Genomic DNA, 23491 nt, shown 5'->3' with positions numbered 1-23491 from the left:
GATACGCTTCCCGACCATGAGCGGTCCGGGCGAGCTGCGGACCGGGGGCCCCGCGGAGCACGGGCGTGGGCGCGCCCGCGTGCTCCGTGCCCTGGACCTCCTGCGCTCGCCCTGGGCCCGTCGCGGGTTCCTGCTCGCCGCGGTCGCCGCCGCGGTGCTGGCGCTCGTCGTCGAGCGGGAGGCGGCCGGGCGGGCGCTCGACCAGGTGTCCTGGTCCTTCGTCGCCCTCGCCCTGGGACTGTCGGTGCTCAACGTCCTCTTCGCCGCGCTGTCGTGGAGGGCCGTCGCCGGCGGGCTCGGGGTCCCGCTGGGGGTGCGGGACGCGGCGGTCGTCTATCTCGTGGGGCAGGTCGGCAAGTACCTGCCCGGCTCGGTGTGGAACCTGCTGGCCTCCGCCGAGCTGGGGCGCGACCGGGGCGTGGGCCGGCGGCTGACCGTGGGCACCCTGCTGGTGGGGGTGCTCCTGTCCGCGGTCGTCGGCGGTGCCCTGGTGCTGGTGACCCTGCCGGGGGCCCGGGGGACCCCGCTGGAGCCGCACGGGTGGCTGGTGCTGCTCGCCCCCGTCGTGCTGCTCCTGGTGCTCCCCCCGGTGCTCGGCAGGGTGCTCGAGCTGGCCCTGCGGGTCACCGGGCAGGCCCCGGCGCGACGGCGCCCGGACGCGGGGTCGGTCGCGGCGGGGTCGGCGTGGTCGCTGGCCTCGTGGGTGGCGATCGGCCTGCAGGTCCTCGTGCTGGCGGTGGCGGTCGGGGCGCAGCCCGGCGTCCCGCTGCTGCGGACCTCCCTGGGCGGCTACGCCCTGGCCTGGCTCGTCGGGACGGTCCTGGTGTTCCTGCCCGCCGGTGTGGGGGCCCGCGAGGCGGTGCTGGCGCTCGTGCTGGCCCCGGTGCTCGACGCCGGAGCCGTCCTCGTGGTGGTCCTCCTCTCCCGGGTGCTCCTCACCCTGGCCGACCTCCTCGCCGCGGGGAGCGCCATGCTCGTCCAGCGGTGGTGGCCGCCTCAGCCCACCCCCAGGTCGCGCCGCCGGTAGCCGACGAGCCCCGCCCCCGACAGGCCGAGGGCGACGAGGAGCACCATGGCGATCGGCGTCCAGGCCATCTCCTCCACCGGCAGCGCGGGCAGCGGCTCCCAGGGGGACAGCCGGGTCAGCCACTCCGGCAGACCGAGCACCGCGCCCACCCAGACCATGAACAGCGACCACCCGACGACGACCCACACCAGCCACCCCAGCCGGGGGGCCCAGCCGTGCAGCGCCACCGCCAGTCCGAGGACGAGCAGGGCGCCGGGCGTCAGGACGAGCGAGGCCCAGGTGGTCCGGGCGACGACGTCGCCGCTGCCGGTCTCCAGCGCGTACGGCAGGCCCAGGAGGGCCCCGAAGAGCGCGGCGGCAGCCACGCCGACCGCGACGGCGACCAGCAGGTGCGCCAGCGCCAGTCGGGTCCGCGGGACGGCGGTGGAGAGCACGAGCTCGGCGTGGCCCCGCCGTTCCTCCACGGCCAGCCGTTGCCAGACCTGGACCACCAGGACGGCGACCAGGATCGCGACCAGGCCCAGCATCGCCACGTAGAACGCGTCGACGAGCTGCTCGGCGCCGCCGCCCATCCGTCGCAGCACCATCTCGAACTGCGGCAGGTCGGCGATCATCCGCCCGAAGCTGCCCGTCAGCGACCCCATCCCCAGGGCGAAGACCGACAGTCCCACGAGCCAGCCGGCGACACCCGGGCGGTGCAGCCGCCAGGCGAGCGCGATCGGCGACCGCAGGCCCCGGGCCGCCCGGGCCGGGCCGGGGCGCACGGCATACACCCCCGAGCCGTGGTCCCTCCGCGCCTCGAGGGCGAACGCGCCCGCCACGAGCGCGGCCGTGAGCAGCAGGGGCAGGAGAAGGACCCCCCAGCGCTCGTCCGCGTAGGGGCGGGCCAGCGCCATCCACTCCACGGGCGAGGCCCAGCGCAGGAGCTGCGCCGTCGAGCCGTCCGTCGCCGCGTCGGCGACCGCCCGCAGCAGGTAGGCCGCCGCGAGGACGGCCAGGCCCAGGCCCCGGGCGGCGCGGGCGCTCGCGGTCAGCTGGGCGGTGACCGCCCCGACCCCGACGAAGACGGCGCCGGTGAGCGCGGTGCCGGAGCCGAACGCCAGGGACCCGGCCGGCGGGGCACCGACGCCGACCATCCCCGCCGTCACCAGCATCCCGAGGACGGCCACGGCGGCCAGACCCACGACCACGGCGGCGGTCAGCGGGGCCGACCGGTCCACGACGCCGGAGCGCAGCAGCTCGGTGCGGCCCTCCTCCTCGTCGGCCCGGGTGACCCGCACCACGCCGAGGACGGCCATCAGCCCGGCCAGGGTGGCCAGGAAGGTGCCCACCCGCCAGACGGTGAAGCCCCCCGGCGTGGTCAGGTCGTAGGGCGGACCGAGCATCGCCCGCATGGTGGGGTTGGCGGCCATCACGTCCAGGGCGCCGGCGCCGGCCAGGCCGCCGACGATCGTCTCGTAGGCGGCGGCGGTGGCCGGGGCGAGCACGGCCAGGCCGAGGATCCAGGCCAGGTGGAACCACCGGCTGCGCCGCAGCGCCAGCGCGACGAGGACGCGGGTGCCGGTCATCGCCCCGTGCCGTCGTAGTGGCGCAGGAAGAGCTGCTCCAGAGTGGGCGGCGAGGTCCGCAGGCTGCGCACCCCCAGGGGCGTCAGCCGGGCCAGCAGGTCGCCCAGGGCGGTGTCGTCCACCTGGCAGGTCAGCCGGTGCCCGTCGACGATCGCGTCGTGGACCCCAGGGGCCGCGCACAGCTCCTGCGGCACGGGGCCCCCGAGCTCGACCTCCACCTGGGTGCGGGTCAGGTGGCGCAGCTGGGCCAACGTGCCGCTCTCCACGACCCGGCCGGCGCGGATGATCGAGACCCGGTCGCAGAGGTGCTCCACCTCGGAGAGGATGTGGCTGGAGAGCAGCACGGTCCGTCCGTCGCCCCGCCACCGGCCGACGACCTCACGGAACTGCGCCTCCATGAGCGGGTCCAGGCCGGAGGTCGGCTCGTCGAGGAGCAGCAGCTCGACGTCCGAGGCCAGGGCGGCCACGAGGGCGACCTTCTGCCGGTTGCCCTTGGAGTAGGTCGAGCCCCGTCGCCGCGGGTCGAGGTCGAACCGCTCGAGCAGCTCGTCCCGGCGGCGCGGGTCGATGCCGCCCCGCAGCCGGCCGAGGAGGTCGATGACCTCGCCGCCCGTGAGCCCCGGCCACAGGGCCACGTCCCCGGGGACGTAGGCCAGCCGCCGGTGCAGCTGCGCGGCGTCGGCCCAGGGGTCGCCCCCGAGCAGCCGCGCCGAGCCGCCGTCGGCCCGCAGGAGGCCGAGCAGGACGCGCAGCGTCGTCGACTTCCCCGAGCCGTTGGGCCCGAGGAACCCGTGCACCTCCCCCTGGGCCACGGACATCGTCAGGCCGTCGAGGGCGACCGTGCTCCCGAACCGCTTGGTCAGGTCGCGGATCTCGATCGGGTCCATGCCCGGCAATCTACGCCCGGACCGACCAGGGGTCCGGGGAGCGGCGCCGACGCGCGGCCGGGACGCGTCGCCGCATACGGTGGGGGTATGCAGTTCCTCACCCAGAGCCAGACCCCCACCGATCCCGACGGCGCCGGGACGCCGGCCGCCGGCATCGACCGTTCCCTCATGGACCCGTCGGTGCGGCCGCAGGACGACCTGTTCGCCCACGTCAACGGGACCTGGCTGGCGACCGCCGAGATCCCCGCCGACCGGGCGCGCTACGGAGCCTTCGACATGCTCCGGGAGACGGCCGAGGCCCACGTGCGCGAGCTCATCGAGCGTGCCGCCGAGCGGCTGCCGGAGCCGGAGAGCCCCGAGGGCAAGGTCGGTGCGCTCTACGCCAGCTTCATGGACACCGCCCGGGTCGCGGACCTGGGCACCGACCCGCTCGTGGAGCCCCTGGGCCGGATCGCGGCGGTGACCGGCCCGTCCGACGTCGTGCGCGTGAGCGCCCAGCAGGAGCGCGAGGGCGCCGACGGCCTGGTGCACACCTGGGTCACCGCCGACGCGGGCAGCCCCGAGGAGTACGTGGCCTACCTGCACCAGGGGGCGATCGGGCTGCCGGACGAGGCCTACTACACCGACGACGAGCACGCCGAGGTCCGCGCGGCCTACCGGAGCTACCTGGGCCGGCTGCTGGAGCTGGCGGCCCCCGCGCTGGACCGGGCCGGCCTCGACCTGGGTCCCGACCCCGTCGCCGCGGTGTACGGCCTGGAGGAGCGGATCGCGGCCGCCCACTGGGACCGGGTCGCGGCCCGCGACGCCGTCCGGTCCTACACGCGGCTGGAGCGTGCCGAGCTCGCGGACCGCACGCCCGGGTGGGACTGGGACGCCTGGGCCGAGGGCCTGGGCGCGCCTGCGGGAGCCCTCGACCGGGTCGTGGCCCGGCAGCCGGACGTGCTCGCCGCGGTCGCCCTGGCCCTCCAGGAGGTCCCGGTGGACACCTGGCGGGCCTGGCTGGCCGTCCGGCTGCTGGACGCCACGGCGCCCTACCTGACCGACGAGCTGGTCGCCGCGCACTTCGACTTCCACGGCCGGGCCCTGTCCGGCACCCCGGAGAACAAGGAGCGGTGGAAGCGCGGCGTGGCGCTCGTGGAGGCCCTGCTGGGCGAGGCCGCCGGCGAGCTCTACGTCGCCGAGCACTTCCCCCCGGCGGCGCGGGAGCGCATGGAGCAGCTCGTGACCAACGTCGTCGCCGCCTTCCGGGAGCGGATCGGCCAGCTGGAGTGGATGAGCCCGGAGACCCGGGACCGCGCCCTGGAGAAGCTGGCCGCCTTCCGGCCCAAGATCGGCCACCCGCCCACCTTCCGCGACTACGCCGCCTACCGGCTCGACCCGACCGACCTGGTCGGCAACGTGCGGCGCGGCAACGCGTTCGAGACCGACCGGCAGCTGGCCAAGGTCGGGCGGCCGATCGACCGCGACGAGTGGCTGATGACGCCCCAGACCGTCAACGCCTACTACCACCCGATGCTCAACGAGATCGTCTTTCCCGCGGCCATCCTCCAGCCGCCGTTCTTCGACGTCGACGCCGACGACGCGGCCAACTACGGCGGGATCGGGGCGGTCATCGCCCACGAGATCGGGCACGGGTTCGACGACCAGGGCAGCCGCTACGCCGGGGACGGCTCGCTGACCGACTGGTGGACGCAGGAGGACCGGGAGCGCTTCGACGCCCGGGCCCAGCGGCTCGTCGAGCAGTTCGGCACCCTCTCCCCCCGGGACCTGCCCGACGACGAGGCCACCGTCAACGGCGGCCTGACCGTCGGGGAGAACATCGGCGACCTGTGCGGCCTGGAGCTGGCCCACCTGGCCTACCGGATCGCCAGCGGGGACCGGGCGCCCGAGATCGGGGGCTGGACCGGGGACCAGCGGTTCTTCCTCGGGTGGGGCTCGGTGTGGCGCACCACCGCCCGTCCGGAGGAGGCCCGGCGGCTGCTGTCCGTCGACCCGCACGCGCCGGCCGACCTGCGGGCGAACACCGTGCGCAACGTCGACGCCTTCCACGAGGCGTTCGGGACCACCGCCGGCGACGGGCTCTGGCTCGCGCCCGAGGACCGGGTGCGCGTCTTCTGACCCGTGACCGGTCGTCGACGCACCCGGCCGGAATACCCCACCGGGTATGTCGTGTTGACGCCCCCGACGCCCGGGAGCGAAGGCCCCGGGCCCGACCGAGACCCTCACCCGACCCCGAGGAGCACCGTCACATGGCAACCGTCGACCTGGCCACGACCGACTTCGAGAGCACGCTGACCGACAACGACATCGTCCTCGTCGACTGGTGGGCCTCCTGGTGCGGGCCGTGCCGGATGTTCGCCCCGGTCTACGAGAAGGCCAGCGAGCAGCACGACGACGTCGTCTTCGCCAAGGTGGACACCGAGGCCGAGCGCGAGCTGTCCGCGGCCGCCCAGATCAGCTCCATCCCCACCCTCATGGCCTTCCGGGAGGGCATCCTGGTGTTCGAGCAGGCAGGCGCCCTGCCGGCTCCCGCCCTGGAGCAGGTCATCGAGGCCGTCCGCGGGCTGGACATGGACCACGTCCGGACGCAGATCGCCGAGCGGCAGGCGTCCGGCACCGAGAAGGAGGAGGCAACGCGATGAGCTACACCATCGGCGTCACCGTCGAGCAGGACTACCCGACCACCGTCGAGGCGACCCGGGCCGCGCTGGCCGAGCAGGGCTTCGGCGTCCTCACCGAGATCGACTTCGCCAGGACGCTCAAGGAGAAGCTCGACGTGGACGTGCCGGCCCACATCGTGCTCGGCGCCTGCCGTCCGCCGCTGGCGCACCAGGCGCTGCAGGTGGACCCCTCGGTCGGCACCGTGCTGCCCTGCAACGTCGCCGTGCGCGACCTGGGCGACGGCACGACCCGGGTCGAGGCGTTCGACCCCGACGCGATGAGCCGGCTGGCCGGCGACGCGTTCGCCCCCGTGGCCGCCGACGCCAAGGAGCGGCTGCAGAAGGCGCTGGACTCCCTGGGCTGAGCCTGCCCGAGCACGGCCCGGTCCCCCCGCGGGGGCGGGGCCGTCGGCGTCCCGCGCCTCAGCCGGCCGGCGAGACCCCGGTGATGCGGTGCAGCAGGAAGGTGCGCCGGGCGTCGCCGTCGCCGACCCCGGCCCGCAGCCGCCCGGCCTCCACGGCCAACGGCCGCACGAGGTGCCAGCCCACGCCGCCGGCGTCGTCGGCGTAGCCGATCCGCACGGGGACCCCGTCGGCCACGGCCTCGTGCAGGACCGAGGCCACCACGACCGGGTCCGCGGTCCGACCGCCCGCCGTCGCCGCGCTCCCCTCCGCGCCCCTCCCGCCGGTGGCCGACCCGCCGGGGGTGGGCCCATGACCGCCGTGCTCCGCACCCTCGTCCCGGTCCGCCCGGGGGCGGGACGCCTCGCCCCGGCGGAGCTGGGCCACGACCTGGCGGGCCACCTCCTCGTCCACCGTGCTCACGCGCACCGGCGAGGGAGGCCGGGGGGAGGTGCGCCGGGCCGTGGTCGGGGCGACCCGCAGGCCCCCGTCGCCGCCCTCGACGAGCGGGCCGTACTGCTCCTCCCGCAGCAGGTCGACGACGGTCGGCGCCGGGACCGGGCTGACCAGCACGGTCGGGGCGACGCGCCGCCACTGGAGCATGCCCAGGGCGCGGTCGCGCTCGATCCGGTCGAGCAGGGCGGGGTCGTCGGAGCGCAGGTAGGCCGAGCACGCACCCACGCGGGCCTGGCCGTGCCGCCGGGCCACGTCGCGGACGAGGTAGTCCAGCGGCTGCGGCACCCCGGTCCGGGAGGCCTCGGCCAGCTCGGCGAGCACCCGGTCGGCCGACCACCCCAGGTCCAGGGCCCGCCGCACGCTGGCCTCGCTGAACCGGTGCACGCTGGCCCCGCCGCGCGACTCGACGTCGCTGACCACGTGCAGCAGGGAGCGCGCCGGTCCGTCCAGCCGGCCCGGCGCCACCGCGGTGAGGTCGGCCTGCAGGAGGACGTGGTCGACGGCCGGGGGGACGAGGGGCTCCATGTGGCCGGCCGCGACCGTCGGCGGGTCCCCGGCCACCACGGCGCGGCCGGGGCCGCCGAGGGCCCCCCTGCCGGTCACCCCGGCCCACTCGGCCTCCCGGGCCACGACCTCCAGGCCGGGTCCGAGGTCGGCGGCCCGCGCCGTGCGCAGCGGGTGCCGCCAGCGCAGCAGCTCGGTCAGCCCGTCGAGGGTGGGCGCGGAGCCGGGGGGCAGCGTGGCCAGCGCCGTCAGGGCGTCGTGCCGACGCACCCGGCCCAGGGGGTAGGAGGTGTGCACCGACAGGGCGCTGACCCGCCCCGCGTCCCCGGACGTCGCCAGGCTGGGCGCGGCGGCCATCGACCACCAGGCCGTGGCCAGGGCCGCCCACCGCTCGCCCGGGGCGGCCGCGAGCCACTCGTCGGCGGCCGTGGTCGGCACCCAGGCCGCTTCGGCGTCCCCCCGCGGGCCGCCGCCGTCGGCGGCCACCAGGCCCGCCGCCAGGGCGGTCTCCAGCAACCAGGCCGCCTCGTCCCGGTCCACCTCCAGGTGCGTGGCCAGCCGGGCGAGGTCGCGCACGGCCAGGCCGCCGGACCGCAGCACCCGCGGTGGCCGGACCCCCCACCGGTCGATCACCTCGGTGACCAGCACGAGCAGGTCCCCGGCCCGGCCGCCCACGGCCGCGTCGACGACCTCCTGGTCGAGGACGGCGCTCTCCACCGCCGGCGGCTCGGGCGCCGGGTGACGGTGCAGCCGTCCCTCCCGCAGTGTCAGGGCCACGGCCCGGGGCAGCACGACGTGCGCCTCGTCCTGCCGCACGAGCAGGCCCGCCGCCACCAACGACCGGGCGGCCCTCGCCATCGGGGCGTCCGGGTCCTGCGGCAGCGTGCCCACGGCCGGGCCCCAGGTGAGCGCGTCCAGGAGCTGACGCTCGGCCGGGCCGGTCCGCGACAGGGCGGCGCCCGGGTCGCCGGCGGTCGGGTCGGCCGCCGCCGGACCGGGCCGGACGTCGGCGGGAGCCAGGCCGGCGGGGTCGCCGACCACCTCCAGGACCGGCCGGGCCGCGACCAGCCCCTCCGGGGACCGCCAGCACAGCGCCAGGGCCCGCAGCCGGTCGGTCAGCCGTCCGGCCAGCGCGACCGAGGTGCCGAGCAGTCCGGCGACCTCCTCCTCGGCGGCGGGGGCGGCCACGACGACCGCCTCGAGCGCCTGCAGGTGGGCCAGGTCGAGGTGGTCCAACGCCCGGCGCACGCTGGCGAGCGTGGTCGCGCGGGCCGCCAGGGTGGTGACGTCGGCGGGGGCCGGCCGGGCCAGGTCCGGACGCGCCCGCAGCAGGGCGGCCAGCTCGTCGTCGCCGCGGGCCCGCAGGTCGTCGGCGAGCGACCGGACGCTCACCATGCCGGTGCCCCCCGGCCCCGGCGGGGACGGGCCACCGGGTCCTCGAGGGCCGTCACGGTGGTCGGCGGCTCAGCCGAAGAGCGCGTCGTAGACCCGCTCGAACCGCTGGAACCGGTCGGTGTAGTAGCGGCGCCGGTTGTAGTCCGGCGTCAGGGCCCGCCCGCGGTCCGGCCGGGCGCGGCGCACGTCCGGGGCCAGCGACTCCAGGGCCAGCAGCGCGGTGCCGTGCAACGTGGTCCGCTTGATCCGGACCGGGGTCACCGGGGTGCGCATCGCGTCGGCCATCACCTGCAGCAGCTCGGGGTGGTCGGTGGTCACGCTGCCGCCGGCGAACAGCCGCTCCGGCTGCGGGGCGACCTCGCGCAGCTGGCTGACGATGCGGGCGTAGGACAGCGCGATGCCCTCGACGACGCCCCGGTACACCTCCACCGGCGCCGACCCCGCGGACACGCCCGCGACGACGGCCCGGGCGTCGGCGGCCCAGCCGGTGCTGCGCTCGCCGGTGAAGAACGGCAGCACGAGGGGCGTCGTCGGGTGCGGCTCGGCCAGCAGCGCGGCCGACAGCTCCTCGTCCTCGATCTGGTCGACGGCCAGCGTCACGTCGGCCCAGGCCAGCGCACGGCCGACGTCGTTGAGGGCGCCGCCGACGAGGGCCCGGTCGTGGGAGACCCGGTAGCACCACAGCCCGGGCGGCAGCTCGTCGGGCATCTCCCGGACCAGGACCCGCAGCGCGCCCGAGGTGGCGCAGGAGGCGCCCATGCTCGTCTCGTCGTAGGCGCCGAGGCCGACGTTGGCGGCCAGGCCGTCGGTGATCGCGGCGTACCAGACCGCGTCCTGCAGGGTGGGCCACCGCTTGGCGATCTTGGCCGCGCGACGCTCGTCCACCTGCAGCGGCTGGTCCAGGTGGTGGATCGGTGGCAGCTGGCCGGGCGCGATCCCGACGATCTCGGCCAGCTCGGGGTACCAGTCGGCGGTGTGCCGGTCCACCATCCCGGTCCACGCCGCGGTGGAGGTGCCGGTCCCCAGCGCGCCGGTGAGGCGGTGCAGCACGTGGTCGCCCAGGGACAGGTAGCGGGCGGCCTGCCCGACCACCTCGGGGCGTTCCTCGGCCAGCCAGCGCAGCCGGGCCGGCCAGTAGCTGGCGTGCACCCGGGTGCCGGTCCGCTGCTGGAGGGCCTCCTCGTCGAGCTCGACCCGCAGGGCGGCCACGTGGGGGGCGCAGCGGGAGTCGGCGTAGGTGAAGCAGGGGGTCAGCGGGCGGCCGTCGTCGTCGACCACGACCATCGAGGAGGCGAAGGTGTCCAGCGCCACCCCGGCGACGGGGGTGCCGTCGAGCGCCTCGACCAGCTGGTCGATGAGGGTGGTGACCTCGTCCACGACCTGGTCGGGGTCGATCTCGGAGGTGCCGTCGGGCGCGGTGGTGAAGGTGTGCGGGACCTTGGCGCGCTTGCCGACCGGACGACCGTGCGCGTCGTAGACGGCGCCCCGGCTGGCGGTCGAGCCCACGTCGAGCGCAAGGACCAGGGGAGGGACGGCGTCCTTGAGCTCGATGTCGAAGTCGGAGGCCATGGTCGGCACTCTACTGGGGCCTGCGCGGGCCGTGGCAGGATCGCCCCGTGCACCCCTCCACGGCCCTGGCCACGGTCCTCGTCGACGAGCTCGTGCGCGGCGGTGTCCGGGAGGCGGTGCTGTGCCCGGGGTCCCGGTCCGCGCCGCTGGCCTACGCCCTGGAGGAGGCCGACCGGGCCGGCCGGCTGCGGCTGCACGTGCGCGTGGATGAGCGGTCGGCGGCCTTCCTGGCGCTCGGTATGGCGCGCGCTTCCGGTCGCGCGGTCCCCGTGGTCACCACGTCCGGCACGGCGGTGGCCAACCTGCACCCGGCGGTGCTCGAGGCGCACCACGGGGGCGTGCCCCTCGTGGTCCTGTCGGCCGACCGGCCGGCCGAGCTGCGCGGGACCGGCGCCAACCAGACGACGGTCCAGCCGGGTCTGTTCGGCCCCGCCCCCCGGTGGGAGGTCGACCTGCCGGCCCCCGGGCGCCGCGCCGGGCAGGTCGCGCACTGGCGGTCGACGGTGTGCCGGGCGTTGGCGGCGGCGCTCGACCCCGCGTCCGGACCGGGCTGGTCCAGGAGGGGCCCGGTGCACCTCAACGTGGGCCTCCGCGACCCCCTGGCCCCCGCGCTGGAGGACGTCGACGGCTGGCCCGAATCGCTCGACGGCCGGCCCGACGGCCGGCCCTGGGTGCGGGTGGCCGGGCCCGGGGAGACGGTGGGCCCGGGGGAGCGGACGCTGGTGCTGCTCGGCGACCTGCCGACCCCGGAGCTGACGCGGGCGGCCCTGGGCTGGGCCCGCGCCGCCGGGTGGCCGGTGCTCGCCGAGCCCTTCGGGGTCCTGCCCACCGGCCCGCACGTGGTCCGGCACGCGCCCGTGGCCGCCGCCCGTGCGCTGGCGGACCCCGCCCTGCGGCCGGACCGGGTCGTCGTCGTGGGGCGGCTCACCCTCTTCCGGGAGCTGGGCGCCCTCGTGCGGCTGCCCGGTGCGGTCGTCGAGCACGTGTCCGCGGGCCCGTCCTGGACCGACCCCTCCCACGTCGTGCAGGTGGTCCGCGGGCCCGAGGTGCTGCGGACGCCGCCGGCGCCGGCCCCCGGCGCACCGGCCTGGGTGGGGGCGTGGACCGCGCTGGGGGAGGAGCTGACGGAGCAGGTCCGGGCCGCCTCGACGGACCCGTCCGCCGGCCCGACCGGCCCGTCGGTGGCCACGACCGTGGCCGCCGCCCTGGGCGACGACGACGTGCTCGTGCTGGGGTCCTCCAACGGGCCCCGCGACCTGGCCACCGGGCTCGGGCTGCTCGCGCAGCCCGGCGCCCCGCGGGTCGTCGCCGGCCGGGGCCTGGCGGGCATCGACGGCACCGTCTCCACCGCCGTCGGGGTCGGCCTGGCCGGCGTGGGTGGTGGCCGCACGGTCGCGCTCCTGGGCGACCTGACCTTCCTGCACGACGCCAACGGCCTGCTCGTCGGGCCGGACGAGCCCCGCCCGGACCTGACCGTCGTCGTGGTCAACGACGACGGCGGCGGCATCTTCTCCACCCTGGAGTACGGGGACCCGGCGCGGGCGGGCACCGCCGGGAGCCGGGCGGCCACCGAGCGGCTGTTCGGCACCCCGCACGGCACCGACCTGGAGGCCCTGTGCGCCGCCCACCGCGTGGAGCACCACCGGGTGGGCACCACCGAGGCCCTCGCCGACCTCCTGGGACGGCCGGCCTCCGGCATCCGCGTCCTCGAGGTGCCCGTCGACCGGGCCGGCCACCGGCCGCTGCGCGACCGGCTGCGGCCACCGGCCGGCTGAGCGTCGGTCAGAAGCCGATGGCCCCCACCGGCTCGGTGTCCGCCCGCATCGCGCGGGACAGCCGGCCGACCGCGCCCGCCCTCAGCTCGCGCACCCCGAGCGTGGGCACCTGGGCGGCGACCGTCCGCCCGCCCGCGTAGGCGGCCCCCAGGGCGGCCACGGGCAGGACCACGTCGGGCTCGTCGCCGTCGGCGGCGCGCTCGCAGGTCGCGGTTCCCGAGCCGTCGACGGCAAACCGCCAGCGGCCCGCGTTCCACGGGCAGAGGTCGTCGACGACCTCCAGCACGAGGTCGAGCGGGGCGGACACCGCATACCCCCGCTCGGTGAGGGCCCGGGGCAGGTCCACGAGCCGCAGCCAGAGGCTGTCGATGGCGCGGACGCCCACCGAGCGCGGGCCTCCGCTCCACCACAGGACCGGGTCGTCGACGGAGCGGCCCCACAGGGTCACCTTCGTCGTCAGGTCGAGGTCGACGAGCCGGCGCACGAGGGCGAGCAGGCTCGCGTGGTCGGTCGCGCCGAGCTCGGCGACGTCGACCGCGCTGCGGGGCGTCTCGTCCTCCCACCTGCTCTCGCGGCGCAGCACGGCATACCCGGTCGGGACGCCGTCGCGGCGGGCGAGCAGCAGCCGGCGCGGCTCCTTGCTGCCGCGGGCCTTCGGCACGTCGCGGAACCAGGAGCCGGCGAAGGCGTCCGGGCGGGTCACGGCGCCCACGTTGGTCGCGGCGCAGGCCCGGTGCGCCTCGTGCAGGGCCGCCGCGCCCTCCGGGGTGGGGAGGGTCACCAGGTGGGTGTCGACGGTCTCCGCCGCGGCCGCCAGCTCGTCGGGGACGCGCAGCTCCTGGCCCCGGGAGAGGACGAGCTTGACGTCCAGGCTGGCCGCGCCGTAGCCGTAGCGCCCGTAGATCGCCGGCTCGGAGGCGTGCAACCCGGCGACCGCGGCCTCGCCCCGGTCGTGCACCCGGTGCAGGTGGTCGCGCATCATCCGGGTGAGCATCCCCTGGCGGCGGGCGTCGGGGTGGACGCCGACCCAGGTGAGACCGTCCATCGGCACGGTCCGCAGCCCGTCCTCGGGACCGGGCACGGTGAGCTGCAGGTCGTAGGCGCTGTAGATGCCCACCAGCGGAGGGCGGTCCCGCCCCGGCTCGCCGGGCAGCGGCGGCCCGGTCCGCTCCAGCGCCCGGGCGTGCCGCAGGTCGAGGTGCTCGACCAGCTCCTCGGGCCGGGTGCCGGGCACGACCTCGAACCAGACGGTGGTGTCCAGCTCCTGGACGCGGGCGAGGTCCTCCGGGGTCAGGTCGATGAGGCGTGCGTCGATGTCCACCGGACCAGTGTGGCGTCGTAGGGTGGGCGGGGCCAGGGGTTTTCGGGGACGTCCAGCCCCGCCGCCCTGCCGTCTCCGCGTGCCGACGTCGCCGCGCCCCCACGCCTTCCCGAGAGGACCGCCGCACCGTGCCCGCCGACGCCCCCCGTCCGACCGCCGTCGACCCGCGCGCCGGTGGTGGGCACGGCCAGGTGCCCGCCCGGGGGTCGGTGACGGCCGTGATGGTCGTCTTCGCCGCGGCGGGGTTCGTCATGGGGCAGGCGCTGGCCCGGGTCCCGGCGGTGCGCGACGCGCTCGGGGTGGACAAGGCCCAGCTGGGGCTGGCGCTCATGGGGATGGGGCTGGGGTCGCTGCTCGCGATGCCGTTCACGGGGCGGCTGGTCGACCGACTCGGCAGCCGCCGGGTCGTCCTCGTCGCCGTCCTGGTGGGCTGCGTCGGGTGGGGGGCGGTCGCGCTCGCCCCGTCGGCGCCGGTGCTCATGGCCACGCTGGTCGTCACCGGCGTCGCCGTCGGCATCTGGGACGTGGCGATGAACATCCAGGCCACCCACGTCGAGCAGCAGCGGGACCGGTCCTGGATGCCCTACTTCCACGCCGGGTTCTCCGCCGGCGCGGTCCTGGGCTCGGGGGCGGGCTGGTCCAGCTGCCCGCCCTGGCCGCGCTGGCCGCCGTCGCGGGGGTGCTGGGCGCCGCCCGGTTCGTGCCCGAGACGGTCGGGGAGGAGCAGGACGGGCCGTCGTCCGGCCGGTCGACGTCCACGCCCGGCGGGGAGCCGGTTGCGGACCCGGCGGCGGAGCAGGCACGGCCCGCCCGGCGGGGGCTCACCGGGCTGGAGGTCCTCATCGGGCTGGTCTGCCTCGCCGCCGCGCTGGCCGAGGGGGCGGCCAACGACTGGCTGGCGCTGCTCCTCGTCGACGTCCAGGGTGCGCCCGAGGCGTTCGGCGCGCTGGCGCTCACGGCCTTCAACCTCACGATGACGGTCGGCCGGCTGGCCGGTGGACCCACGATCGACCGGTTCGGGCGGGCCGCGGTGGTGCGGGCGGGCGGCGTGCTGGCCGCCACCGGGATCCTCGTGGTGACCCTGGTGCCCTCGACGGCGCTCGCCCTCGCCGGGGGGCTGCTGTGGGGGCTGGGGGTGTCGACGATCTTCCCGGCCGCGATGTCGGCCGCGGGGGAGGTCCCCGGCCGGGGCAACCGGGCGATCACCGTGGTCTCCACGATCGCCTACGGCGCGTTCCTCTTCGGCGCCCCCACGATCGGGCTGCTCGCCGAGCTCGTCGGGCTGGACCGGGCGCTGTTCCTGGTCGTCGCGTTCCTGCTGGGCATGGTGGCCCTCGCGCCGGTCATGCGCGACCGGCGGGCCGGACGGGACCGCCGCGCCGGGGACGACGTTCGGGTCAGGGCGTGATCCAGTAGCGCCGCTTCGGCAGGTGCCCCTCCACGGTCCGGACGTCCTCGAGCACGCCCCCGCAGGCCTCGATCACCCGCGCGGAACCGGTGTTGTCGTCGTCGCAGGTAACCAGGACGAGCTCCACCCCCAGGTCGCGCAGGCGGGCGAGCGACTGCCGCAGGATCTCGGTGGCGTGGCCGCGCCTGCGGAACCGGGGGCCCACGGCATACCCCACGTGCCCGCCGACCTCGAGCAGGGAGGGGGTGAGCTCGTGCCGGACGGAGACCCGCCCCACCACCTCGCCGTCCACCTCGGCGAGCAGGAAGTCGGCCCGCACCCGGTCGGGCGGGAGGTCGGTGCCGGCGGCGTCGCGCTCGCAGCTGGCCAGCACCTCCTCCCACGTCCCGTCCGAGAGGAGGAAGCTGAAGCCGTCGGCGAGCAGCTCCTCGTGGAGGGCCCGGGCGGCCGCCTCGTCGCCGGGGCCGGGCGGCCGCAGCCGCAGGGTCACCGCTGCTCCGGGAGCAGCCCCAGCGCGTGGCGCATCGCGGTGAGCTTGACCTCGGTCTCGGCCAGCTCGGCCCGGGGGTCGGAGGCGGCCACGATCCCGCCGCCGGCGAAAATCCGCAGCGAACGCCGGTCGGGGGCCAGCTCGCCGCAGCGCAGGGCGATCCCCCAGTCGCCGTCGCCCGAGCCGTCCACCCAGCCGACCGGGCCGGCGTACCGGCCACGGTCCATCCCCTCGAGCTCCTCGATGACCGCGGCGGCGGCGGGCGTGGGCGTGCCGCAGACCGCGGCCGAGGGATGCAGGGCCGCGGCCAGCCGCAGCGACGTGGCGCCGCTGACCATCCGGCCCGTCAGGTCGCTGGCCAGGTGGTAGACGTCGGGCAGCTCCAGGACGTAGGGGTCCTCGGGCACCTGCAGGTCGGTGCAGTGCGGCCTGAGGGCCTCGGCCACCGACCGCACGGCGTAGGCGTGCTCGTCGAGGTCCTTGACGCTGCGGACCAGCCGCAGGCGGGGATCGGTCGGGTGGTCCCCGGCCGGGGTCGGCGGCACCGGCGACGCGGCGGCGGCCTCCGCGCGGCGGATCGTGCCGGCCAGGACCCGGGACCGGGCCCGCCCGCCCTGCAGCCGGACGAGCATCTCGGGGGTCGCGCCCACGAGGCCGTCGACGGCGAACGTCCAGGTGGCGCCGTACCGGGCCTGCAGGCGCTCCAGCACCGGGGCGACCCGGACGACGTCCCCGTCGCGGTGGCGCACCGCCACGTCCCGGGCGAGGACGACCTTCTCGACGGCGCCGGTGCCGATCCGGCGGACCGCCCGGGCCACGACCCGCGGCCAGTCCGTCGCCGGCACGGTCCCGGGGAGCTCCACAAGGGGGTCGAGCCGGCCCAGGTGCGGGTTGCTCCGGGCCAGCATCTCGGCCGGGTGGCCGGCCGGCCACGGCTCGTCCCCGGCCACCACCTGGGTCACCCAGGCCAGGCCGTCGCGCCGGCCGATGAGCGTCCGGGGCACGGTCAGGACGCTCTCGTCGCCGGAGCGGGGGGAGAAGGCGAAGGAGCCGAAGGCCACCAGACCGCTGCCGGGCAGCCGGACCTCGTCCTCGACCTGCGCGTCCGCGCGGACCTGGTCCCACCAGGCCTCGGCGGCCTCGAAGCGTCCGACCCCGGCGGTCCGCACGACGGCGGCCCGGCCCCAGCCGACCATGCCGTCCCCCTCCCGCAGCCAGGCGACCACCTCCCGGGGGTCGACCTCGTCGGGGACACGGGTGAGCAGGTCGCCGGTCACGTCGACCGCGACCGAACGCGCACGCAGGTGCGGTGGAGGCGGGGGCACGAGGGATCACTGTAGGTGGTGCGAGGATGGGCCCCATGAGCCCCTCCCGCGCCAGCCTGGAGAAGAACCCCCGCGAGGTCGCCGAGATGTTCGACGGGGTGGCCCGTCGCTACGACCTGACCAACACCGTGCTGTCCGGGGGGATGGACCACCTGTGGCGGCGTGCCGTGGCGCGGGCGGTGGACGCCTCCCCGGGCGAGCGGGTGCTGGACATCGCCGCCGGGACGGGCACCTCCAGCGAGCCCTACGCCGACCGGGGGGTGCATGTCGTGCCGGCGGACTTCTCCCTCGGGATGCTGCAGGAGGGCTACCGGCGCCGTCCCGACCTGCCGTTCACCGCGGCCGACGCGATGGCGCTGCCCTTCGCCGACGACTCCTTCGACGTGGTGACGATGAGCTTCGGGCTGCGCAACGTCGCCGACGTGGACCGGGCGCTGCGGGAGTTCCGCCGGGTCGTCCGCCCGGGCGGCCGGCTGGTCGTCTGCGAGTTCTCCACCCCGGTCGTGCCGGTCTTCTCCACCGTCTACAGCGGCTACCTCATGAAGGCCCTGCCGCGGGTCGCCCGACGGGTCAGCTCCAACCCCGACTCCTACGTCTACCTGGCCGAGTCGATCCAGGCCTGGCCGGACCAGCGCACGCTGGCCCGGCGCATCCGGGACGCCGGCTGGGAACGGGTGCGGTGGCGCAACCTCACCGGAGGCGTGGTGGCCGTCCACCACGCGGTCGCCGCCGGGGACTGACACGGCATACCCCGGGACTGCCGAAGGAGGCACCGACATGGACGTCGAGCTCGCCGAGGTCAGGGACTTCCTGGCCCAGCACCCGCCCTTCGACGCGCTGCCGGAGGAGGTGCTCGACCGGCTGCCCGCCCGGTGCAGCCTGCGCTACGCGCGGCGGGGGAGCGTCGTGCTGCACGCCGGCGGGCGGGGGGACCGGCTGTGGGTGGTGCGCAGCGGTGCGGTCGACATCACCGACGAGGGGCGGCTGGTGGACCGGGTGGGGGCGGGGGGCTGCTTCGGGATGTCCGCCCTCGTCGAGCACGGACCCATCCGCTACGACGCGACCGCGCGGGAGGACAGCCTGTTCATCACCCTGCCGCAGGCCGACTTCGACGAGCTCGCCCGGGACCACCCCGAGGTGGCCGTGTTCTTCGCGGCGACCCACCACGGCCGCATCCGCACCGCCCTCGGCCAGCTGCAGCAGCCCCGGACGGGGTCGGCCGTCTTCCGCACGGCGGTCGCCGACCTGCTGCGCTCGGCCCCCGTGTCCACCGCGCCGCAGGTCACCATCGCCGAGGCCGCCCGGCGGATGACCGAGGCGGGGGTCTCCTCGATCCTGGTGATGGAGCAGGACCGCCTGGTCGGGATCCTCACCGACCGAGACCTGCGCCGGCGGGTCGTCGCGGCCGGCACGCCGACGGACCGCCCGGTGCGGGAGGTGATGACCCTGGACCCGGTGACGATCAGCAGCCAGGCGCTGGCGCTGGAGGTCATGCTGGAGATGACCGGCCGCAACATCCACCACCTGCCGGTCGTCGACGCCGAGGGGCAGGTGGTGGGACTGGTCACCACGACCGACCTGGTCCGGCTGGAACGGTCCAACCCGGTCTACCTGGTCACCGACCTGGCCAAGGCGCGCGACGTGGACGCCGTCGTCGGCCTGGCCGCGCGGATCCCGCGCATCGTGGAGCAGCTCGTCACCGAGGACGCCACCGCCGAGGACGTCGGCCGGGTGGCCACGGCCCTCACCGACGCGGTCACCGTCCGCGTCCTCGAGCTCGCCGAGGCCGAGCTGGGCTCCGCACCGGCCCCCTGGGCCTGGGTGGCCCTGGGGTCGGCCGCCCGCGAGGAGCTGACGCTGCGGGGCGACCAGGACCACGCGATGGTGCTGGCCGACGAGGCCGACCCCGAGGACCCGTGGTGGGGCGCGGTGGCCGGACGGGTGACCGACGCGCTCGAGGCGTGCGGCCTGGAGCGGTGCGACGGCGACGTGATGGCGACCAACCCCCGGTGGCGCAAGCGGGTCCACGACTGGCAGGTCCAGTTCGCCCGGTGGGCGCACGAGCCGCAGCCCGACGCGGTGCTGTGGGCCGCGATCTTCTACGACATGCGGGCCGTGCACGGCGACGCCGAGCTCGTCCGTCGGCTGCGCGAGGAGGTGGTGGCGCGTGGCGCACGGTCGGACCTGCTCCTGGCCCACCTCGCCGGCCAGGCCGCCCGGATGCGTCCGCCGATCGGCTTCTTCCGGGGCTTCGTGCTCGAGGACGCCGGGGAGCACCGGGACACCCTCGACATCAAGCGGGGCATCTCGGCCATCGTCCAGCTGGCGCGGGTGCACGCGCTGCGGGCCGGCGCCACGGCCCTGCCCACCGGGGCCCGGCTCGCGGCGGCCCGGGCGCGCGGGGTCCTGCCGGTCGAGTCCGCGGTCGACCTGGCGGACGCGCACGAGCTGATGTCCTACCTGCGCCTGCAGCACCAGGTGGCCCAGGTGCGCGACGGGCGCCGTCCCGACAACCACCTGGACCCCGAGAGCCTCAGCAGCCTGGACCGCCGGCACCTGCGCGACGCGTTCCAGATCGTGCGGCAGGCCCAGCACGGGCTCAGCACCCGGCTGCCGCAGGTGACCTGAGGTGGGCCGGTGGGACGACTGGCGGGCCCGGCTGGGCCTGGGCCGGTCCCCGGGCGTGCGTCGGCGGGGTCCCCTCCGAGAGGACCTCGACCCGTCCCTGGCGCAGGCGTGGGAGCGGCTGTCCGCCGCGGCCCCGTACGCCCCGGGCACCCCCCTGGACGAGGTGGAGCTGCTGGCCCTCGACCTGGAGACCACCGGCCTGCAGCCGTCGAGGCACGAGCCGCTCTCCTTCGGCCTCGTCCCCGTGCGGGCCGGGGAGGTGGTCCTGGCGGGGGCCCGGCACCTCCCGGTCCGGCCCCGGGGCGACGTCGGGGAGTCGGCGACCCTCCACGGGCTCACCGACGACCGGCTGGCCACGGAGCCGACCGTGGCCGAGGTGCTGCCGGAGGTGATGACGGCCTTCCTGACCGACGACGGGCACCGTCGCGTGCTGCTGGCGCACTTCGCCCAGGTCGAGACGACCTTCCTCGAGGACGCGGGGGTGCGTGAGCTCGGGACCTGGCTGGACCTGCAGGTGGTGGACACCCTCGAGGTGGAGCGGCGGCTGCTCGGGGCCCAGCACAGCGAGATGCGGCCGGGCGCGGTCCGCCTGCACGCCTGCCGGGCCCGGCACCACCTGCCGCGCTACCGGGCGCACTCGGCGCTCGTCGACGCCGTCGCCTGCGGGGAGCTCTTCCTGGCCCAGACCGCCACGCTCGCGCTGCGCCGGAAGCGGGCGCTCCTGCTCTCCGACGTCCTCGAGCGCTGACCGGGACCTTCGGGCATGCTGACGTCCCCTAATTCGGGGCAGGGTCCCCTCGCCCGGCCCGGGGGACGGTGCCACCTAGACTGACCGGGTTCGTGAAGGTTGGCACAAGCGAGGCGTAGACACCGTGGGTGAACAGGTCGAGACGGCCGACGTGATCGTCGTCGGGGCGGGCCCGGGAGGGGCCTCGACCGCCGCATACCTGGCGGCCCACGGGCTGGACGTGCTCCTGCTCGAGAAGGCCTCCTTCCCCCGCGACAAGATCTGCGGGGACGGCCTGACCCCCCGCGCGGTGCGCGAGCTCATCAGCCTGGGCGTGCCGATCCGGGAGGAGGACGGCTGGCACCGCACCAAGGGCCTGCGGATCCTCGGCGGCGGCGTCCGGATGGAGCTGGACTGGCCCGGCAACGCCACCTTCCCGCCCTACGGCCTGGTCCGCACCCGGATGGACCTCGACGAGATCCTCGCCCGGCACGCGGAGACGCGCGGGACCCGGCTTATCGAGCGGATGAACGTCTCCGAGCCGGTGCTGGACCACCGCGGCCACATCTGCGGCGTGCGGGCCAAGGTCATGGGGGAGAACGGGCGGCCGACGGGCCAGACCCGGGAGTTCCGGGCCCAGGTGGTCGTGGCCGCCGACGGCAACTCCAGCCGGCTGTCGCTGTCGATGGACCGGCCCAAGCGCGACGACCGCCCGATGGGGGTGGCGGTCCGCACCTACTACACCACGCCCCGGCACGACGACGACTACATCGAGTCCTGGCTGGAGCTGTGGGCCAAGGGCGAGAACGGCGAGCAGGACGTGCTCATGCCCGGCTACGGGTGGATCTTCCCCGTCGGCGACGGCACCGCCAACGTCGGGCTGGGGATCCTGGACACCGCCAAGGACTTCGGCACCTTCGACTACAAGGACGTCATGCGCCGGTGGGTCGCCGGCATGCCGGAGGAGTGGGAGTTCGGCGAGGAGACCCAGATCGGGCCCATCCGTGGCGCGGCCCTGCCGATGTGCTTCAACCGCCAGCCGCTCTACGACCGGGGCCTGCTGCTGGTCGGGGACGCGGGCGGGATGGTCAACCCGTTCAACGGCGAGGGGATCGCCGAGGCGATGGAGGCGGGCAGGCACACGGCCGAGGTGGTCGCCTCGGCCCTGGCCCGCGCCACGCCCGGGGAGCGGGAGGCGGTGCTGCAGTCCTACCCGTCCGTCATGAAGGCCTCGCTCGGCGGCTACTACATGCTCGGCAAGCAGTTCGCCACGCTCATCGGCAACCCCGAGATCATGCGGCTGGCCGTGCGCTACGGGCTGCCGCGCAAGGCCCTCATGCGGCTGCTGCTGAAGATCATGGCCAACCTGCCGCAGGAACGCGGCGGCGGTCTGGACGACCGGATCATCAACGCGCTGAGCCGGGCCACCCCTGCCGCATGAACCCCTCGACCATGACTAGGCTAGGCGCGTGCCCGCCCCCTCCCTGGGCCGGACCGACGCCGTGCTCGTCCCGAAAGGAGTCCTGGCTCTGATGGACTACCACCCCTATCTGCCGGTTCTCTTCTTCCTCTTCTTCGGTCTGCTCTTCGCCTTCGGGTCCGTCTTCGGCGGTGGTCTGCTGGGGAGGTCGAACTACAACCGGGCCAAGGCCGAGGCCTACGAGTGCGGCATCCAGCCCACCCCCCAGGCCGAGGAGGGCGGCCGGGTCCCGATCAAGTTCTACCTGACCGCGATGCTCTTCATCGTCTTCGACGTCGAGGTGCTCTTCCTCTACCCGTTCGCGGTCGCCTTCGACCAGGTGGGGCTGTTCTCCGTGCTGGCGATGCTGCTGTTCCTCGTCGTCGTCTCGGTCCCGTTCGTCTACGAGTGGAGCCGGGGTGGTCTGGAGTGGGACTGAGCAGGGCGAGGGTGGACGACGGCAGCGGGTATGACGAGGTGCCGGTGACCGGGGCGCACGCCCCGGCCGGCGGAAGGACGAGTGAGACACATGGGACTTGAGGACAAGATCCCCGGCGGCATCCTGCTGACGACCGTCGAGGGCATCGCCGGGCAGCTGCGGCAGCAGTCGGTGTGGCCGGCCACCTTCGGCCTGGCCTGCTGCGCGATCGAGATGATGGCGGTCGGGACCCCCGACTACGACATCGCCCGGTTCGGGATGGAGCGCTTCGCCGCGACCCCCCGCCAGGCCGACCTGATGATCGTCGCCGGGCGCGTCTCGCAGAAGATGGCCCCCGTCGTGCGGCAGGTCTACGACCAGATGCCCAACCCCAAGTGGGTCATCTCCATGGGCGTGTGCGCCAGCTCGGGCGGCATGTTCAACAACTACGCGATCGTCCAGGGCGTGGACCACATCGTCCCGGTCGACGTCTACCTGCCCGGCTGTCCGCCACGCCCCGAGATGCTGCTCAACGCCATCCTGGAGCTGCAGCGCCAGATCCGGGAGTTCAAGTTCGGCGTCCACCGCGAGCAGGCGGCGAGGGCGGCCGAGGCCGCCGCGCTGGCCGCCGTGCCCCGGCAGGAGATGAAGGGGCTGCTGGCATGAGCGAGGAGAAGACCCCTCCCGCGGACGGAAGCACCCGCGACGAGGTCCACCAGCCACGTCAGGACGAGGACCAGCTCGCGGACACCACGCACGCCCAGGAGGGCGCGTCCTCCGCGGTCCCCGCCCGGTCGGGCACGCCCGGCGAACCGGTGCAGGTGGGTTTCCGACGGGGCATGTTCGGGGGCTCCCTGGGTACGGACACCAGCGGGTACGGCGGTCTGAAGGCCCCCGTCCTCTACCCGGGTGCGGCCGAGCCGCCCTACGGCTCCTACTTCGACGAGGTCGTCGAGGCGCTGCGGGACGCCGCGCCCGAGGCGTTCGAGGCCGGCGTCGAGCGGGTCGTCGTCGACCGTGGCGAGCTGACGCTGGTCACCCGCCGCGAGCAGCTCCGCGAGCTGCTCCAGCCGCTGCGCGACGACGCCCGCCTGCGCTTCGAGATGTGCAACGGCGTCTCGGGGGTGCACCTGCCCGGGCACGAGGGTGCCGAGCTGCACGCCGTCTACCACTTCCTGTCGATCACCAACGGCGGACGCCGGGTGCGGTTCGAGGTGACCTGCCCCGACGCCGATCCGCATATCCCCTCGATCGTGGACATCTACCCCGGCAACGACTGGCACGAGCGGGAGACCTTCGACATGTTCGGGATCGTCTTCGACGGCCACCCGGGCCTGACGCGGATCCTCATGCCCGACGACTGGGCCGGCCACCCCCAGCGCAAGGACTACCCGCTCGGCGGGGTCCCGGTGGAGTACAAGGGCGCCACGATCCCCGCCCCGGACCAGCGGAGGAGCTACTCGTGACCATCG

At 75.9% G+C, this 23491-nt stretch carries 20 protein-coding genes and 1 pseudogene; 14 read left to right on the top strand and 7 right to left on the bottom strand.

Features of this window, described 5'->3' with window-relative positions; all coding sequences use genetic code 11:
- Window positions 1-16 precede the first annotated feature (16 nt).
- The gene (locus tag FJR00_RS08910; protein ID WP_181409561.1) at window positions 17-1027 is read left to right on the top strand and encodes a lysylphosphatidylglycerol synthase transmembrane domain-containing protein; all 1011 of its coding nucleotides are present in this window, start codon (window positions 17-19) and stop codon (window positions 1025-1027) included.
- On the opposite strand, the gene FJR00_RS08905 is transcribed toward FJR00_RS08910, so the two are convergent.
- Window positions 997-2595, bottom strand: a complete 1599-nt coding sequence (locus FJR00_RS08905; RefSeq protein ID WP_141338405.1) for an ABC transporter permease — start codon at window positions 2593-2595, stop codon at window positions 997-999. The genes FJR00_RS08910 and FJR00_RS08905 overlap by 31 nt on opposite strands.
- The gene (locus FJR00_RS08900) at window positions 2592-3482 is read right to left on the bottom strand and encodes an ABC transporter ATP-binding protein (RefSeq protein WP_141338404.1); all 891 of its coding nucleotides are present in this window, start codon (window positions 3480-3482) and stop codon (window positions 2592-2594) included. Before FJR00_RS08900 ends, FJR00_RS08905 begins: the two co-directional genes overlap by 4 nt.
- A gap of 87 nt (window positions 3483-3569) precedes the next feature.
- Here FJR00_RS08900 and FJR00_RS08895 point away from each other — a divergent pair, with 87 nt between their 5' ends.
- The 3 genes from FJR00_RS08895 (at window position 3570) to FJR00_RS08885 (ending at window position 6507) form a co-directional block, all read left to right on the top strand.
- Complete coding sequence (locus FJR00_RS08895) at window positions 3570-5600, top strand: M13 family metallopeptidase (RefSeq protein ID WP_141338403.1); 2031 nt, start codon at window positions 3570-3572, stop codon at window positions 5598-5600.
- 131 nt (window positions 5601-5731) lie between these two features.
- Window positions 5732-6124, top strand: a complete 393-nt coding sequence (trxA, locus tag FJR00_RS08890) for a thioredoxin (protein ID WP_141338402.1) — start codon at window positions 5732-5734, stop codon at window positions 6122-6124.
- On the top strand, window positions 6121-6507 hold the full coding sequence (locus FJR00_RS08885; protein ID WP_141338401.1) for a DUF302 domain-containing protein: 387 nt from the start codon (window positions 6121-6123) through the stop codon (window positions 6505-6507). Before trxA ends, FJR00_RS08885 begins: the two co-directional genes overlap by 4 nt.
- A gap of 58 nt (window positions 6508-6565) precedes the next feature.
- Here FJR00_RS08885 and FJR00_RS08880 read toward each other — a convergent pair whose 3' ends face one another.
- Together FJR00_RS08880 and FJR00_RS08875 are read right to left on the bottom strand one after the other, a co-directional pair.
- A complete protein-coding gene (locus FJR00_RS08880; RefSeq protein ID WP_141338400.1) occupies window positions 6566-8899 on the bottom strand; it encodes a helicase-associated domain-containing protein in 2334 nt (777 codons plus the stop codon).
- Window positions 8900-8968: 69 nt separating this feature from the next.
- The gene (locus tag FJR00_RS08875) at window positions 8969-10468 is read right to left on the bottom strand and encodes a gluconokinase (protein ID WP_141338399.1); all 1500 of its coding nucleotides are present in this window, start codon (window positions 10466-10468) and stop codon (window positions 8969-8971) included.
- 47 nt (window positions 10469-10515) lie between these two features.
- On the opposite strand from FJR00_RS08875, the gene menD reads away from it, so the two are divergent.
- Window positions 10516-12243 (top strand): 2-succinyl-5-enolpyruvyl-6-hydroxy-3-cyclohexene-1-carboxylic-acid synthase, encoded by a 1728-nt coding sequence (menD, locus tag FJR00_RS08870; RefSeq protein WP_141338398.1) that lies wholly within the window; start codon window positions 10516-10518, stop codon window positions 12241-12243.
- A 7-nt stretch (window positions 12244-12250) separates the two neighbouring features.
- Here menD and FJR00_RS08865 read toward each other — a convergent pair whose 3' ends face one another.
- Window positions 12251-13564 carry a GNAT family N-acetyltransferase gene (locus tag FJR00_RS08865; protein WP_141338397.1) on the bottom strand — a complete coding sequence of 438 codons (1314 nt, stop codon included), beginning with the start codon at window positions 13562-13564 and terminating at the stop codon, window positions 12251-12253.
- A gap of 221 nt (window positions 13565-13785) precedes the next feature.
- Here FJR00_RS08865 and FJR00_RS16655 point away from each other — a divergent pair.
- A pseudogene (locus FJR00_RS16655) lies at window positions 13786-14187 on the top strand (MFS transporter); the annotation flags it as partial.
- Between the two features lie 56 nt (window positions 14188-14243).
- Window positions 14244-14972 carry an MFS transporter gene (locus FJR00_RS16300; protein ID WP_238330400.1) on the top strand — a complete coding sequence of 243 codons (729 nt, stop codon included), beginning with the start codon at window positions 14244-14246 and terminating at the stop codon, window positions 14970-14972.
- Here the strand turns inward: FJR00_RS16300 and FJR00_RS08850 are convergent.
- Entirely contained in the window at window positions 14962-15462 is a 501-nt protein-coding gene (locus FJR00_RS08850; RefSeq protein WP_075956655.1) for a GNAT family N-acetyltransferase, read from the bottom strand. The two genes, FJR00_RS16300 and FJR00_RS08850, sit on opposite strands and share 11 nt — an antisense overlap.
- A complete protein-coding gene (locus FJR00_RS08845; protein ID WP_141338395.1) occupies window positions 15459-16787 on the bottom strand; it encodes an isochorismate synthase in 1329 nt (442 codons plus the stop codon). The genes FJR00_RS08850 and FJR00_RS08845 overlap by 4 nt, the downstream gene beginning before the upstream one ends.
- Window positions 16788-16822: 35 nt before the next feature.
- On the opposite strand from FJR00_RS08845, the gene FJR00_RS08840 reads away from it, so the two are divergent.
- From FJR00_RS08840 to FJR00_RS08810, 7 genes are all read left to right on the top strand, one after another.
- Window positions 16823-17527, top strand: coding sequence for a demethylmenaquinone methyltransferase (locus FJR00_RS08840; protein ID WP_141338394.1), 705 nt, complete (start codon window positions 16823-16825; stop codon window positions 17525-17527).
- A 37-nt stretch (window positions 17528-17564) separates the two neighbouring features.
- Complete coding sequence (locus tag FJR00_RS08835) at window positions 17565-19415, top strand: DUF294 nucleotidyltransferase-like domain-containing protein (protein WP_141338393.1); 1851 nt, start codon at window positions 17565-17567, stop codon at window positions 19413-19415.
- 1 nt (window position 19416) lies between these two features.
- Entirely contained in the window at window positions 19417-20163 is a 747-nt protein-coding gene (locus tag FJR00_RS08830) for an exonuclease domain-containing protein (protein WP_141338392.1), read from the top strand.
- A gap of 124 nt (window positions 20164-20287) precedes the next feature.
- Window positions 20288-21583, top strand: coding sequence for a geranylgeranyl reductase family protein (locus tag FJR00_RS08825; RefSeq protein ID WP_141338391.1), 1296 nt, complete (start codon window positions 20288-20290; stop codon window positions 21581-21583).
- A 91-nt stretch (window positions 21584-21674) separates the two neighbouring features.
- Entirely contained in the window at window positions 21675-22040 is a 366-nt protein-coding gene (locus tag FJR00_RS08820; RefSeq protein ID WP_075956650.1) for an NADH-quinone oxidoreductase subunit A, read from the top strand.
- A 90-nt stretch (window positions 22041-22130) separates the two neighbouring features.
- Complete coding sequence (locus tag FJR00_RS08815; RefSeq protein ID WP_075956649.1) at window positions 22131-22685, top strand: NuoB/complex I 20 kDa subunit family protein; 555 nt, start codon at window positions 22131-22133, stop codon at window positions 22683-22685.
- Window positions 22682-23485 (top strand): NADH-quinone oxidoreductase subunit C, encoded by an 804-nt coding sequence (locus FJR00_RS08810; protein ID WP_141338390.1) that lies wholly within the window; start codon window positions 22682-22684, stop codon window positions 23483-23485. Before FJR00_RS08815 ends, FJR00_RS08810 begins: the two co-directional genes overlap by 4 nt.
- Window positions 23486-23491: the final 6 nt, after the last annotated feature.

This window comes from Ornithinimicrobium kibberense (genome assembly GCF_006519705.1).
GTDB lineage: Bacteria > Actinomycetota > Actinomycetes > Actinomycetales > Dermatophilaceae > Ornithinicoccus > Ornithinicoccus kibberensis.
The sequence above is the reverse complement of the archived record's forward strand: the minus strand, read 5'-3'. Positions and strand labels throughout refer to the sequence as shown.

What these genes read in the sequence shown, in the direction of transcription:
- FJR00_RS08910 (WP_181409561.1), top strand. Translation starts at nt 17, where the DNA reads ATGAGCGGTCCGGGCGAGCTGCGGACCGGGGGCCCCGCGGAGCACGGG.
- FJR00_RS08905 (WP_141338405.1), bottom strand. Translation starts at nt 2,595, where the DNA reads ATGACCGGCACCCGCGTCCTCGTCGCGCTGGCGCTGCGGCGCAGCCGG.
- FJR00_RS08900 (WP_141338404.1), bottom strand. Translation starts at nt 3,482, where the DNA reads ATGGACCCGATCGAGATCCGCGACCTGACCAAGCGGTTCGGGAGCACG.
- FJR00_RS08895 (WP_141338403.1), top strand. Translation starts at nt 3,570, where the DNA reads ATGCAGTTCCTCACCCAGAGCCAGACCCCCACCGATCCCGACGGCGCC.
- trxA (WP_141338402.1), top strand. Translation starts at nt 5,732, where the DNA reads ATGGCAACCGTCGACCTGGCCACGACCGACTTCGAGAGCACGCTGACC.
- FJR00_RS08885 (WP_141338401.1), top strand. Translation starts at nt 6,121, where the DNA reads ATGAGCTACACCATCGGCGTCACCGTCGAGCAGGACTACCCGACCACC.
- FJR00_RS08880 (WP_141338400.1), bottom strand. Translation starts at nt 8,899, where the DNA reads ATGGTGAGCGTCCGGTCGCTCGCCGACGACCTGCGGGCCCGCGGCGAC.
- FJR00_RS08875 (WP_141338399.1), bottom strand. Translation starts at nt 10,468, where the DNA reads ATGGCCTCCGACTTCGACATCGAGCTCAAGGACGCCGTCCCTCCCCTG.
- FJR00_RS08840 (WP_141338394.1), top strand. Translation starts at nt 16,823, where the DNA reads ATGAGCCCCTCCCGCGCCAGCCTGGAGAAGAACCCCCGCGAGGTCGCC.
- FJR00_RS08835 (WP_141338393.1), top strand. Translation starts at nt 17,565, where the DNA reads ATGGACGTCGAGCTCGCCGAGGTCAGGGACTTCCTGGCCCAGCACCCG.
- FJR00_RS08820 (WP_075956650.1), top strand. Translation starts at nt 21,675, where the DNA reads ATGGACTACCACCCCTATCTGCCGGTTCTCTTCTTCCTCTTCTTCGGT.
- FJR00_RS08815 (WP_075956649.1), top strand. Translation starts at nt 22,131, where the DNA reads ATGGGACTTGAGGACAAGATCCCCGGCGGCATCCTGCTGACGACCGTC.
- FJR00_RS08810 (WP_141338390.1), top strand. Translation starts at nt 22,682, where the DNA reads ATGAGCGAGGAGAAGACCCCTCCCGCGGACGGAAGCACCCGCGACGAG.